Source organism: Thalassospira lucentensis, from assembly GCF_032921865.1.
In the GTDB taxonomy this organism is placed as follows: Bacteria; Pseudomonadota; Alphaproteobacteria; order Rhodospirillales; family Thalassospiraceae; genus Thalassospira; species Thalassospira lucentensis_A.
This window is the reverse complement of record NZ_CP136684.1, coordinates 3202780-3215640: the sequence shown is the minus strand read 5'-3', so window position 1 is coordinate 3215640 and position 12861 is coordinate 3202780. Positions and strand designations below refer to the sequence as shown.

The 12861-nt window shown below is 56.3% G+C and carries 9 protein-coding genes; 5 read left to right on the top strand and 4 right to left on the bottom strand.

What is annotated here, in order from left to right:
• Positions 1–12 precede the first annotated feature (12 nt).
• The 4 genes from R1T41_RS15575 to R1T41_RS15560 all read left to right on the top strand — a co-directional run bounded on the left by R1T41_RS15575 (position 13) and on the right by R1T41_RS15560 (position 4452).
• Complete coding sequence (locus R1T41_RS15575; RefSeq protein WP_062952509.1) at positions 13–1197, top strand: hypothetical protein; 1185 nt, start codon at positions 13–15, stop codon at positions 1195–1197.
• A 4-nt stretch (positions 1198–1201) separates the two neighbouring features.
• Positions 1202–2365, top strand: coding sequence for a peptidoglycan -binding protein (locus R1T41_RS15570; RefSeq protein WP_062952508.1), 1164 nt, complete (start codon positions 1202–1204; stop codon positions 2363–2365).
• Positions 2366–2516: 151 nt separating this feature from the next.
• Positions 2517–3092 (top strand): hypothetical protein, encoded by a 576-nt coding sequence (locus R1T41_RS15565; protein ID WP_317337737.1) that lies wholly within the window; start codon positions 2517–2519, stop codon positions 3090–3092.
• Between the two features lie 175 nt (positions 3093–3267).
• Positions 3268–4452, top strand: a complete 1185-nt coding sequence (locus R1T41_RS15560) for a benzoate/H(+) symporter BenE family transporter (RefSeq protein ID WP_062952506.1) — start codon at positions 3268–3270, stop codon at positions 4450–4452.
• 56 nt (positions 4453–4508) lie between these two features.
• Here the strand turns inward: R1T41_RS15560 and R1T41_RS15555 are convergent, their stop codons facing one another.
• On the bottom strand, positions 4509–4949 hold the full coding sequence (locus R1T41_RS15555; RefSeq protein WP_317337736.1) for a VOC family protein: 441 nt from the start codon (positions 4947–4949) through the stop codon (positions 4509–4511).
• 432 nt (positions 4950–5381) lie between these two features.
• Between R1T41_RS15555 and R1T41_RS15550 the strand changes: the two genes are divergently transcribed.
• Positions 5382–8864, top strand: a complete 3483-nt coding sequence (locus tag R1T41_RS15550; protein ID WP_317337735.1) for an indolepyruvate ferredoxin oxidoreductase family protein — start codon at positions 5382–5384, stop codon at positions 8862–8864.
• Positions 8865–8934: 70 nt separating this feature from the next.
• Here R1T41_RS15550 and R1T41_RS15545 read toward each other — a convergent pair whose 3' ends face one another.
• From R1T41_RS15545 to R1T41_RS15535, 3 genes are all read right to left on the bottom strand, one after another.
• Positions 8935–10125 (bottom strand): patatin-like phospholipase family protein, encoded by a 1191-nt coding sequence (locus R1T41_RS15545; protein ID WP_085645623.1) that lies wholly within the window; start codon positions 10123–10125, stop codon positions 8935–8937.
• Positions 10126–10510: 385 nt separating this feature from the next.
• Positions 10511–10975 carry a cache domain-containing protein gene (locus tag R1T41_RS15540; protein ID WP_209221786.1) on the bottom strand — a complete coding sequence of 155 codons (465 nt, stop codon included), beginning with the start codon at positions 10973–10975 and terminating at the stop codon, positions 10511–10513.
• 48 nt (positions 10976–11023) lie between these two features.
• Complete coding sequence (locus tag R1T41_RS15535; protein ID WP_062960108.1) at positions 11024–12724, bottom strand: methyl-accepting chemotaxis protein; 1701 nt, start codon at positions 12722–12724, stop codon at positions 11024–11026.
• Positions 12725–12861: the final 137 nt, after the last annotated feature.

The following is a 12861-nucleotide window of genomic DNA, read 5'->3' as shown; positions in this document are numbered from 1 at the left end:
GATTGATCCGTCATGAGCAATAATTCGGCCAACGGCATGGCAACCCTTCCTGCTGTTACCAAACCGGGAAGCTATCTGACGCGGATGGGGATTTTCATCGCCGTTATCGCTGCCGTCGGTGCATTGCTGTTTCCGACTTTGTCCGATGCGTTCATGGCCAACGCGGTTCTGAACGGTTTGATCCTTGGCGTGTTTGTCGTCGGCGTGATCTATACGTTCCGTATGGTCGCAAGCCTGTCGGCCGAAGTCACCTGGATCGAGGATTTCCGCCGCAACCGTCCCGGCCTGACATCGCAGGTTCCGCCAAAACTGCTGTTGCCGATGGCACGCATGATGGCCGAACAGCGCCGCGACCGCCCGCAACTCTCAACCATGGCAACCCGCACCATTCTGGACTCGATCCGTTCCCGTCTGGATGAAAGCCGCGAACTGTCGCGCTATGTCGTTGGTCTTCTGGTGTTCCTTGGTCTGCTCGGTACCTTCTGGGGCCTGCTTCAGACCGTCAACTCGGTTGCCAATGTCATTGGTGACGTCAATGTCGGCTCGGGCCAGAATATTGATCTGTGGTTCAACGAACTCAAGGAAGGCCTTGCCGAGCCGCTTGGCGGCATGGGAACGGCGTTTTCGTCCTCGCTCTTCGGTCTTGCCGGATCACTGGCCCTTGGTCTGATCGACATGCAGGCCGGTCAGGCACAGAACCGCTTCTTTAACGAACTTGAAGAATGGCTTTCGGGCTTCACCCGCCTTTCTTCGGGCGGTCCGGTTTCGGATGGGGAACAATCGGTTCCGGCCTATCTGTCGGCCCTGATCGAACAGATGGCGGACAATATGGAAGGGTTGCAAAACTCGATCCAGCGCTCCGAAAGCTCGCAGATCAAATCGCATAACACCCTGATCGATCTGGCCGACAAACTTTCGACCCTGACCGATCAGATGAAGGCCGAACAGCAGCTTATGGTCAAGCTGGCGGAAAACCAGATGCATCTGAAACCGGTGCTTGATCAGCTTTCCGATTCCATGAAAATCGGAAGCTTCGGCATTGATGACAATACACGCGCCCATATCCGGTCCCTCGACAACACCCTTTCGCGCGTTGGCGAGGAACTGACAATGGGCCGTCAGCAATCGACCCAGGAAATCAGAAGCGAGATCAAGCTTCTGGCCCGTACCATCGCCGCGATCGCCGAGGAGGGTTGATCGCATGACCGGGTTGTCACGCCGCCGAAATCGCGACGTCAACACCTGGCCTGGCTTTGTTGATGCCTTGGCCACCCTGTTGATGGTGATCATTTTCCTGCTGATGATTTTCGTCGTCGCGCAGGTCTATCTGGGTGCTGCCCTTTCCGGGCGTGACCAGGCATTGAACGACCTCACCGCACAGGTGAACGAGCTGACAAATCTTTTGTCGCTCGAACGCACCAACAATCAGCGCATGGAACTCGAACTGACACAGCTCACGACCGAGCTTTCCAACACCAGTGACCAGCGGGACGAATTGCGTGACCGTGCCGCCGCCCTCGCAAGCCAGCTTTCAGCCGCCGAATTGTCCGCTGACGAGATGGAAAAGAAACTTCTGGCAGCCCTCGCCAATCTTGAGGAAAAAGAGGCCGAGCTTAGCACCGCACGCGAAAAAGCCGACGAACAGATGGCCGATCAGGAAAGCCGCATCGCAGAACTTTCCGCCCTGCTGGCCTCGCGCGCAGCCGAACTTGAAGACGAGAAAAAGCTCAGCACCGAGGCACAGGCTCAGGTCGCGGCCCTCAATCAGCAAATGCTGGCCCTGCGCCAGCAGCTTCAGAAAATCCAGGCAGCCCTCGAAGTCTCCGAACGCGAGAACGAAGACAAACAGGCCCAGATCGTCAATCTTGGACAACGCCTGAATGCCGCCCTTGCCACCAAGGTCGCCGAATTGCAGCGTTATCGTTCGGAATTCTTTGGCCGCCTGCGCGAAGTTCTGGGCGACCGTCAGGATATCCGCGTGGTGGGCGACCGCTTTGTCTTCCAGTCCGAAGTCCTGTTCACATCCGGCTCCGCCGATCTTGGCGAAGAAGGTCAGGAACAGCTGGCAAAGCTTGGCGATACACTGAAAACCATTTCGGCCGAAATCCCCGACGATATCGATTGGGTCATGCGTGTTGATGGTCACACGGATAAGGTTCCGATCCGTAACCTGAAATTCGCATCAAACTGGGAACTGTCGGCCGCACGCGCCATTTCGGTGGTCAAATTCCTGATCGAACGCGGCGTTCCGCCAAACCGGCTGGTTGCTGCGGGCTTTGGCGAATATCAGCCGCTTGATAACCGTGACGACGAAATCGCCTATCGCCGCAACCGTCGTATCGAATTCAAGATCACCGAACGGTAAGACCGGCACCATAAAGATCACCAACGGCACCCTTGATGGGTGCCGTTGTCTTTTCTGGCGCATTTCACTGGATCGGGAAAAATTCGGAACCAAGAACCACACCGGCACGTTGGTGGCTTAAGGGAGCCTTTCAATAAAAAGGAGGCCACAAATGTCCATCCTCAGGACCCGAAACGAAACCGTTGGCGTTTTTCATGACCTTCCCGCCCTGCAAAAAACCGCAGAGGATCTGGAAAAAGCCGGTTTCAAACATTCCGATCTAAGCCTGCTTGCGACCGAACGCACCATCGAGGACAAGCTGGGTCATATTTACAGCAAGGTCGAGGATATCGAAAACGATCCCGACATGCCCCCGCTCGCCTATACCGCGCCAACCCCGATTGGCAATGCCGAGGGCGTTCTGGTCGGTGCCCCCATGTATGCCGCCGCCTTTGGCGCGGCCGGTGTCATGATTGCCGCAGGTGGCCCGATTGCCCTGACCATCGCGGCCATTGTCGGTGCAGGCGGTGTTGGTGCTGCGGCGGGCGGTGTGGTCGCGGCCATGATCGGCAAACGATATTCCGGTGAATTGCAGGACGAACTGGATCATGGCGGGTTGCTGCTTTGGGTACAGACACCCGACGAAACAAAGGAAAACCGCGCCAAAGACATCCTTGCCCGCCATCAGGCCAAACTGATCGGCACCCACGAGGTGGCAAATCCGCACACCAAACGCGACATGCTTTGACCACCATCCCTAACGTTATTGTCACCTGCCCTGAATAACCTTCTACCAAAGAAGCCCCCGGTAAATGCCTGTGGGGCTTTCTTTTTTTCTGGTCTGTATCGCACGATCCCACTAAATTCACTGCGCTGCCACCGCATTTCCCATCCATCCGTTTTACCTGTTTGACGGAGCCACCATGCTGCGCGATATCTCGCCCCAAAACCTGTTCATGGGTATTCTTGCCGCCTTTGTCGGATCGGCCAGTTCCTTTGCCGTCGTCCTTCAGGGGCTTGGTGCCGTTGGTGCAACGCCCGATCAGGCCGCATCGGGCCTGATGGCGCTATCGGTCGCCATGGGTCTGTGCTCGATCTATCTGTCATTGCGCACCCGCATGCCGATCAGCATCGCATGGTCCACCCCCGGTGCGGCCTTGCTGGCAACATCCGGCGCGATTGACGGCGGTTTTGCCGTGGCGGTCGGGGCATTTATTGTTTGCGCGATCCTGATCATCATCTGCGGCATCTGGAAGCCGTTGGGCCGTGCGGTTGCCGCCATTCCCGCCCCGCTTGCCAATGCCATGCTGGCCGGTGTGTTGCTGGGCCTGTGTCTGGCACCGATCAAGGCGGTTGCGTTCAATCCGCTTCTTGGCCTGCCGATTGTCATTGCCTGGCTGGTGGTCGGGCGGATCAATCGCCTGTTTGCCGTGCCTGCGGCCTTGCTGGCCTTTATCATTGTGATGGTGGTCGGTGTCGAGTTTCCCGAAAATACCCTAGGCAGCCTTGGCGGTGCCATCGTGCCGCCGGTCGAATTCGTCATGCCGGAATTCACACTGGCCGGTCTGGTCGGCATTGCCCTGCCGCTGTTTATCGTCACCATGGCATCGCAAAACATTCCCGGCACGGCCGTTTTGCGCGCCAATAATTACGATACCCCGCCCGGCCCGCTTTTTGCCACCACCGGCTTTTTCTCTTTACTTGCCGCCCCCTTTGGCGGGCATGCCGTCAACCTTGCCGCGATCATCGCCGCCCTGTGTGCGGGCGAAGACGCCCATCCCGATCCGAAAAAACGGTATTGGGCGGCGGCCTTTGGCGGGGTGTTTTACATCCTGTTCGGATTGCTGGCCGGGCTTGTCACCGCTTTTGTCAGTCTCGCCCCCTCGATCCTGATCGAAGCGGTTGCCGGCCTTGCCCTGATCGGGGCATTTTCCGGATCGGTGGTTGCCGCATTCAAGGATGACGACGCGCGCGAAGCCGCCGCCGTAACCTTCCTTGTCACCGCCGCCGGTCTATCCTTTTTCGGGGTTGCCGGGGCGTTCTGGGGATTGCTGGCCGGTGGGCTGATCCATTTCCTGACCCATCTGCGCAAGGATAAAGCCAGCTAAAACAAAAGGCCCTGCGGATTATCAGCAGGGCCTTTTTTTAGTGGCGCAGTCAAAAATCATTCCGGCTTCGGGATCGTCAGACTACCCTTGGCATCGAGTTCCCAGAACGGGTTATACGCCACTTCCCAGGCATGCCCGTCCGGATCGCGGAAATATCCCGAATACCCGCCCCAGAACACCTTTTCCGCCGGTTTCTGAATGACGGCACCGGCTTTCTTTGCCTCTGCCATCACCGCATCGACCTCGGCCTCGTCCCGTGTGTTATAGGCAATCGTCAGGCCGGCAAAACGGGCACCGGTATCATCATCAAACTGCCCGTCCTTGATCAGGTCGTCCCGGCCAAACAGTCCAAGCGCAAGGCCGTTGGACAGTTGATAGAAAACCACCTGCCCCTCGACCATCTGGGTGACTTTCCAGCCAAGCCCGTCTTCGTAAAACCGCCGCGACCGGTCAAGGTCCGCAACGCCAAGTGTAATCAGCGATACACGTTGATCCATTTCATGCTCCTGCTCTCAGGGTCAAACCCCTAAAGCACCCAAACCCGGACTGAGACTAACACCCCGTTTCCCCATTGCCGAGCCCGGACTCGGGCACAGCCGAAATTTCGCGTCGCAGCATGTTCGCAATAAAATTGCGCGTAAATCGGTACCGGAATAAGTAAATATTAAGTTGACCCAACGTCAACCTATGCAATCAAGCGTTTTGCACATTGCAATGCGAGTTGATTTGAAAAAAGGTCAGCATTCATTACCATTATCCTGTCAGACAGCGATCCGTCCCGACCAAACGCCAAAGCCGGAACGCCAATGACAGCAAAGAGAATTTTACGGGCCATACCAAAACGCTGCGCGTAAACTTATATCAATAAAAGCAGCGCAACTGGCCCACACGACCCCACAATCAGAGAGAGATCCCGAGGGAGACTGGTCATGGCACAATTGGCGGCAATTAGCCTTGATGACAAATATACGCTTGAAGAAGGCCGGGTCTATTTGACCGGTATCCAGGCGTTGGTTCGATTGCCCCTGATGCAGCGCCAGCTTGACGCGCGCGCAGGCCTGAACACCGCCGGCTGTATTTCCGGTTATCGCGGATCACCACTGGGCGGCCTTGATCAGCAGCTTTGGCGCGCCAAAAAATTCCTGACCCGACAGCAGATCGAATTTCAGGCCGGTGTGAACGAAGACCTCGCTGCCACCGTCGTCTGGGGCAGCCAGCAGGTCAATATGTACAAGGACGCCAAATATGATGGCGTCTTTGGCATGTGGTATGGCAAGGGGCCGGGTGTTGACCGGTCGGGCGATGTTTTCAAACACGCCAACTATGCCGGTACCTCCAAACATGGCGGCGTTCTGGTTCTGGCCGGTGATGACCATTCCTGCAAATCATCCACCCTGCCCCATCAGACCGAATATGCCTTTATCGATGCGCAAATCCCGGTTCTGAACCCGTCGGGGGTGCAGGATATCCTTGATTTCGGCATTCATGGCTGGGCCATGAGCCGCTATTCCGGTTGCTGGGTCGCGATGAAAACCATCGCCGAAACGGTTGAAAGTTCGGCGGCGGTCGATGTCGCGCCCGATCGCATCACGCCGGTCATCCCCGATAATTTCGACATGCCCGAAGGCGGGCTCCATATCCGTTGGCCCGACACGCCAAAGGATCAGGAACACCGCCTGATGAAATACAAACTCTATGCCGCCCTTGCCTATGCGCGCGCCAACAAGCTGAACAAAACCGTCATCGACAGCCCGAATGCACGGCTTGGCATCATCACGACCGGCAAGGCCTATCTTGATGTCATGCAGGCATTCGATGACCTTGGCATTTCCGAGGCCGATGCCGCCAAAATCGGCATCCGCGTGCTGAAGGTCGGCATGAGCTGGCCGCTCAACCGTGACGATGTGCGCGAATTTGCCATGGGGCTTGAGGAAATCATCGTCGTCGAGGAAAAACGCGCGGTGATGGAAAATCAGGTCAAGGAACAGCTTTATAACTGGCGCGAGGATGTCCGCCCGACCGTGATCGGCAAATTCGATGAAAAGGGCGAATGGATTCTGCCCTCGATGGATGAACTGACCCCGGCGCGCATCGCGGTTGTCCTCGCCCAGCGCATCAACCGTTTCTATGACAGCCCGAAAATCCACGAACGCATCGACTGGCTGGAACAGAAAGAACGCGAAATCGCCGAACCGCGCCCGGATGTCGCGCGCATTCCGTGGTTCTGTCCGGGTTGCCCGCATAACAGCTCCACCAAGGTGCCCGAAGGCAGCCGTGCCATGGCCGGAATCGGGTGCCATTACATGGTCAACTGGATGGACCGGTCGACCGAAACCTTTACCCATATGGGCGGCGAAGGTGTCACCTGGATCGGGCAGGCCCCGTTCACCAATGAAAAGCACGTTTTCCAGAACCTTGGCGATGGCACCTATTACCATTCCGGGTCGCTTGCGGTGCGCGCCGCCGTCGCGGCCGGTGTCAACATCACCTATAAAATCCTGTTTAACGATGCGGTCGCCATGACCGGCGGCCAGCCGGTTGACGGCCCGCTGACCGTGCCGCAAATCACCCGCCAGATGGCCGATGAAGGGGTGAAACGCATCATCGTTCTGTCCGACGAACCCGATAAATATCCGGTCGCATCGCATTTCGCCGATGGCGTTGATATCCGTCATCGCGACGAACTGGAAAACACCCAGAAAGAACTGCGTGAAATCGAAGGCGTGACCATCCTGATCTTTGATCAGACCTGTGCGGCCGAAAAACGCCGCCGTCGCAAACGCAAACTGATGGTCGATCCGCCCAAACGGGTCTTCATCAATGATCTGGTGTGCGAAGGCTGCGGCGATTGCGGCGAAAAATCCAACTGTCTGGCCGTCGTGCCGGTCGAAACCGAATTTGGCCGCAAGCGCGCCATTGACCAGTCGGCCTGCAACAAGGATTTCTCCTGCCTGAATGGCTTCTGCCCAAGCTTCGTCACCATCGAAGGCGGATCGCTGCGCAAACCCGAAGCCGCCGCCAAAAGCGGTAATGCGGGCGATGCCATCTTCGCCAGCCTGCCGCGCCCGACCCTGCCCGATATCACCGATCCGTGGTCGGTTCTGATCACGGGCGTTGGCGGCACGGGTGTCGTAACCATCGGTGCGCTGCTTGGCATGGCCGCCCATATCGAGGGCAAGGGAATTGTCGGTCTTGATATGGCGGGCTTGGCGCAAAAAGGCGGTGCGGTCGTAAGCCATATCCGATTTGCCGATACGCAGGAAAAACTCCATGCCGCCCGCATTCCGGCGGGCGAGGCCAATGTCGTGCTGGGCTGTGATCTTCTGGTCGCGGCAAGCTTCGAAGGCCTTGCCAAGATGCGCCGCAACTTTACCCAGGCCGTGATCAACACCCATGAAACGGTCACCGGTGCCTTTACCCGCAACCCCGATTTCCAGCTGAAATCGAACGAGCATATGAAGGTCATTTCGGACGCCTGTGGTGCTGATGCGGTGAATTTCGTCGAAGGCAGCGATATCGCCACCCGCCTGATGGGCAATTCGATTGCGACCAACCTGTTCATGCTGGGTGTCGCATGGCAGCGCGGCCTGATCCCGATCACCGAAGAAGCCCTGATGCAGGCGATTGATCTCAACGGTGTCGCGATTGATATGAACAAGCAGTCCTTCTATTGGGGCCGCCTGTTTGCCCATGATCCGAAACGCGTGCTTGATGTCATCGGCCCGAACGAGGCCGAAGCACATCCGATTGCCACCACGCTTTCCGACATGGTTGCCAAACGCAAGGCCTTCCTGACCGATTATCAGAACGCGGCCTATGCCAACCGGTTTGCCGCACTGGTCGACAGGGTTGCGGCGGCGGAAAAACGTCTTGATGGCGGTGATGATCTCGCACGGACGGTGGCGAAATATTACTTCAAACTGCTCGCCTACAAGGACGAGTATGAAGTCGCCCGTCTTTATACCGATCCGGCTTTCAGGGCCAAACTCGCCAAAAACTTCACCGGCGATTACAAAATCCGGTTCCATCTGGCCCCACCGGCCCTTGCCGACAGGGACCCGGAAACCGGCCACCTGAAAAAGCAGGCCTTCGGTCCGTGGATGATGAGTGCCTTTGGCATTCTTGCGAAATTCAAGTTCCTGCGCGGCACGGCACTCGATCCGTTCGGTCGTACCCATGAACGCAAAATGGAACGTCAATTGATTGCCGATTACGAGGCACTGTTGGACGAGGTCATCACTGGCCTTAACCATGACAATGCCCGAATTGCCAATGCCCTTCTGGCCCTGCCCGAACAGATCCGTGGTTACGGCCATATCAAGGATGGCAATATCGACAAGGTCAAAACCCGCGAGGCCGAACTGCTGGAACAGTTCCGCAACCCGCCGGAACATCTGAAAGCCGCGGAATAACGCGGCCTTCCAAAAATCTGTCAAAAATCAAAGGGGCCGCATGATCAGCGGCCCCTTTTTTATGTTGATGTTACGCCAGTCGCGGCCGCGGCCCGCCCAGCGGGAAATGCAGATCGGGCAGAACCCGTGCCGCACGACGGCGCAGATCACGCACCGGATGTTCGCGAAGCTGCCGGCTGCGGTAACTGGCGATCATGTCATCGGTCGCCTGATAGCCATCGTCAATCCCGCGATCAAGGTTCTCCCACGTCCAGTCGTAATTGATATGCGGGGAAACCGGGATTTCGATGATGTCGATCTTCCGCCCGCTTTCGGCGACTTCACGTTTGAAGGCCTTGACCGCATCCTCGCTTGCCGATGCGGCAAACAGCATGATCAGGTTATTCAGCGCGTCATACAGGTTTTCCGGCTGACGCACCTGCTTAAGGTCCAGAATACGGCTGACCCAGACTTCCTCGACATCGGGATGATGGTGCAGGAAGTCAAAGAAATTGACCGTATCAACCGTCGCCCCCTCGCAATAGGTATCGCCGTTTATTTCAACCGGTTCCTCGATAAACGGCAGGGCCGAACAGGCACACAGCGTCTGCGCATTCATCTGCGGCAGATTGTAATGATCGGGCTTGTTGGTAAACAGCTCTAACCGCTGCTGTGTCAGGTTATAGGCATTGTGGAAAAGGGCCGGTTTATCAGGCTGATACAACCGGTCGAAATCAAGCCGATCCAGGAACATGCTGTCGGGCGAATAGATTTTCGCCAATCCCTTGGTCTTGGTCTGGTACATCGCACCGATCATGAAGCGCGACAGCGGATTGACCGCCAGAATACCGTTCAACAGCACATCGTTAAGGTTATGGGGCGTCCAGTATTTCGGATTGCCCATGAAATGGCGGACATGCTCGGCGGCCTCACCGATGGCTTCGGGGACGATCAGCCCCTGATAGCTGCCCGGGTTAAAGAAATAGGAAAGCCGGTTGGCGAAATCGGAAAAGAAATCCGGCGCAAAGGCCGATGCAATCGGAAAGCGTTCATAAACGCTTGCCGGGCGGAATATCTTGCGGAAAAACCCGATCGTCTGATCAAGTTCCTGTCCTTCGTCCGCCTGATGCCAGGCCACCGAAAGCCATGCACCGATGCAGGCAGATGACCAGATATCGAACGTGATATCGGGTTCCTGCTGAAGTCGTTTCAGAACCCCGATACTTAATCCGACGGCAGGTCCACCGCCGGACAAAAAGATTGCCCGCTTGATTTTTCTCACAGCTATCTCCCACTCATTTGTCGTTAAACGACTGAACACCCGAACGCTGCGTTGGAATAACGCCGCAGTTGCCAGCGCTTCCACCCAGGAGATATCAGCCCGTCTTGCGCGGGCCTCTGAAGCTGAGAAGCATTATAACCTATTCAATATTTAAGATAATTTACCATTCGACATCAAACTTATGAAAGTTTGGAACAAATATAGACCATCGAATAGTGTCGAAACTCAAATATCTATACCAGTAAAATGCTTCGTAACTTTTATTTCACTATTTGTCTGACGGCCGTCACAGGAAAATAGATACTTCCATGAACGAAAAACATTACAAAATGGAAAAAGGTCACCCGACGGGTGACCTTTGACATCTCTTGCGATTCGGCACCGATTACTCGTAATAACCGACCATAAAGATTTTGCCGTCATGCGGCTTTACCCAGGTTTTCTTTTCGGCAAGTTTCTTGGTTTCCGGGTGGGTCCAGGTATAGTTGGACCAGCCGCCATCCGGGTTCGTCTTGCCGGTTTCCACCATGTCACGAATGATGAAATTGCTGTTCACATCCTGAAGATCCCAGATTTTCGGATTGTTGATCAGCTTCGGATTGATCGCATGGGTCAGGAACGTGCCCTTCTCGCCGTCGGCGACAATCACATAATACTCATCAAAAACATATTCGCCGTCCTTGTCGTTGAAGGTGGCAAAGGACTTGTCCTGACCAACTTCGTCATAAAGTGCGATGGCCTTGTCAACCAGCCCCTGTGCGGTTGCCGCCTTGTCCTGGGCCTGTGCAAGGCCGGTGGTCAGGCAAAGTGCGGTCATGGCAGATACAAAAAGACGCATAAGTGTTTTCATCAGGTAATCCCCTTTGATGAACCTGTTGGAAGTAAAATGGAAAATGGATCAGACCGCCCGCAAACGGGCGACAAGCCCGTCCACGGATGAACTCAGACCGGTCATCTGACGGCCAAGCTCGCCGGTTGCCTGCCCGACGGAATCTGCGGACTCGCGTGTGGCACGGGCAATTTCACGCACATCGCCAATCCCGCCTGATACGGTTTCGGCATACCCGGCGGCTTCCGAAATGCTGTTGCTGATCTGGCCGGTGGCCGTCCCCTGCTCCAGCACCGCATCGGCGATGGCTTTAAGGATACCGTTGACGTCATTGACGCTGGCAACAATCGTCTGGATCGCCTCGACCGCAAGAACGGTTTCCGTGCGGACATTGGCAATTTCGGATGCGATTTCCTCGGTCGACCGTGCCGTCTGGCTGGCAAGGTTCTTGACCTCGTTGGCCACAACCGCAAAGCCCTTTCCGGCGTCCCCGGCACGGGCCGATTCAATCGTCGCGTTCAGTGCCAGAAGGTTGGTCTGCTCAGCAATATTGCCAATCAGTGCCGCAACATCCTCGATCCGGACACTGGCTTCTTCAAGCTTGCGGATTTTGGCATCCGCATCCAATGCCTGCTCGCTTGCGGCCTGTGCGCGTCGGCTGCTTTCCTGGATTTCATTGCTGATCTGGGAAATCGCGGCGGCAAGGCTGTTGGCCGCCTCTGAAATCTCACCCATATTGCGGCTGGATTTGCCCGACGCATCATAGGCATTCTCGCTTTGCTGATCGGTGCGTTCGGCATTGGTCAACATTGCACTGGCCGATGCCCCGATCTGTTCGATCGCGGCACTGACCGCGGTTGCGGTTCCCTGCACCGATGTTTCGATCTCGGCGGCAAGTTCCTGCATGGTGCGGCGTTTTTCCTCGGCCGCCTTGGCTTCGTCCTCTATGCGTTTGCGCTCGGCTTCCTGCAAACTTTCGGCATTCTGGCGGAACACTTCAACCGCGCCTGCCATGCTGCCCATTTCATCGGTCCGCCCGGTAAAGGGCACATCGATATCCGCCCTTCCATCGGCCAGTTCGCGCATGGTCGCGGTCAACCGTTTGACCGGCACGCCGATCACGCGCGTGATGGCAAAACTGATCAGCACCATCGCAAGAACGGCAACAACCGATGCAATGATTGTCTGGTTCTGGGCTGTCATGCCGGCTGCCATCGCATCCGAACTGGCAACATCCATGCGGTTTTCCGCCGTTTCACGAAGCTCGGCCAATGTCGCCATCAGGCTTTCGTAATCCGACTGTGCCGACCATGAAAAACTCAGCGCCCCGGTATACTCGATATCAAGCATCCCCAGAACCTGATCGATCTTGGCCAGGTAATCTTCGTAAAGCTTGGCCGCACCTTCCGCGATTTCGCGTTCCGGCCCTGGCAGGTTCTGATCTCCCAGCATCTGGGTAAAGGCATCGCGCGCCGCCGTAATCTGCGACTGCAATTCCGCATTCACGCTGCTCATACGGTCTTCGTCAACGCCTGCGGCCGACCATGACAGCAGGCGATAAACCGTCTGATGAACCTTGGTGACATTACGGTCGATATTGCCGATATCGCGAACCTCCGGATAGGCCTCCGAAACGGCAAATTCCAGACCGTTGCTAAGTGATACAATCGCGCGTCCCCCGATGACGCCCACAATGGCAATGGCGATAACCCCGATCAGCGGCAGGACCGCCAACTTGGTACCGATATTCAGATTGACGAAAGTTTTCATTCTGTAACGTTCTAACCAATTGTAACTACAAGGATATCAGGCAACTGCCCCAACAGCTTCCCGGAAGATGGTGACTATGGCGTCACCCTTGTTTTTGCGATGTCCCTTAACCAGCTCATTGGCGACACAACGATCAT

Excerpts from the sequence above, each read along its gene's own strand:
- R1T41_RS15560 (WP_062952506.1), top strand. The coding sequence starts at position 3,268 with ATGCTGCGCGATATCTCGCCCCAAAACCTGTTCATGGGTATTCTTGCC.
- R1T41_RS15540 (WP_209221786.1), bottom strand. The coding sequence starts at position 10,975 with ATGAAAACACTTATGCGTCTTTTTGTATCTGCCATGACCGCACTTTGC.
- R1T41_RS15570 (WP_062952508.1), top strand. The coding sequence starts at position 1,202 with ATGACCGGGTTGTCACGCCGCCGAAATCGCGACGTCAACACCTGGCCT.
- R1T41_RS15555 (WP_317337736.1), bottom strand. The coding sequence starts at position 4,949 with ATGGATCAACGTGTATCGCTGATTACACTTGGCGTTGCGGACCTTGAC.
- R1T41_RS15535 (WP_062960108.1), bottom strand. The coding sequence starts at position 12,724 with ATGAAAACTTTCGTCAATCTGAATATCGGTACCAAGTTGGCGGTCCTG.
- R1T41_RS15575 (WP_062952509.1), top strand. The coding sequence starts at position 13 with ATGAGCAATAATTCGGCCAACGGCATGGCAACCCTTCCTGCTGTTACC.
- R1T41_RS15565 (WP_317337737.1), top strand. The coding sequence starts at position 2,517 with ATGTCCATCCTCAGGACCCGAAACGAAACCGTTGGCGTTTTTCATGAC.
- R1T41_RS15550 (WP_317337735.1), top strand. The coding sequence starts at position 5,382 with ATGGCACAATTGGCGGCAATTAGCCTTGATGACAAATATACGCTTGAA.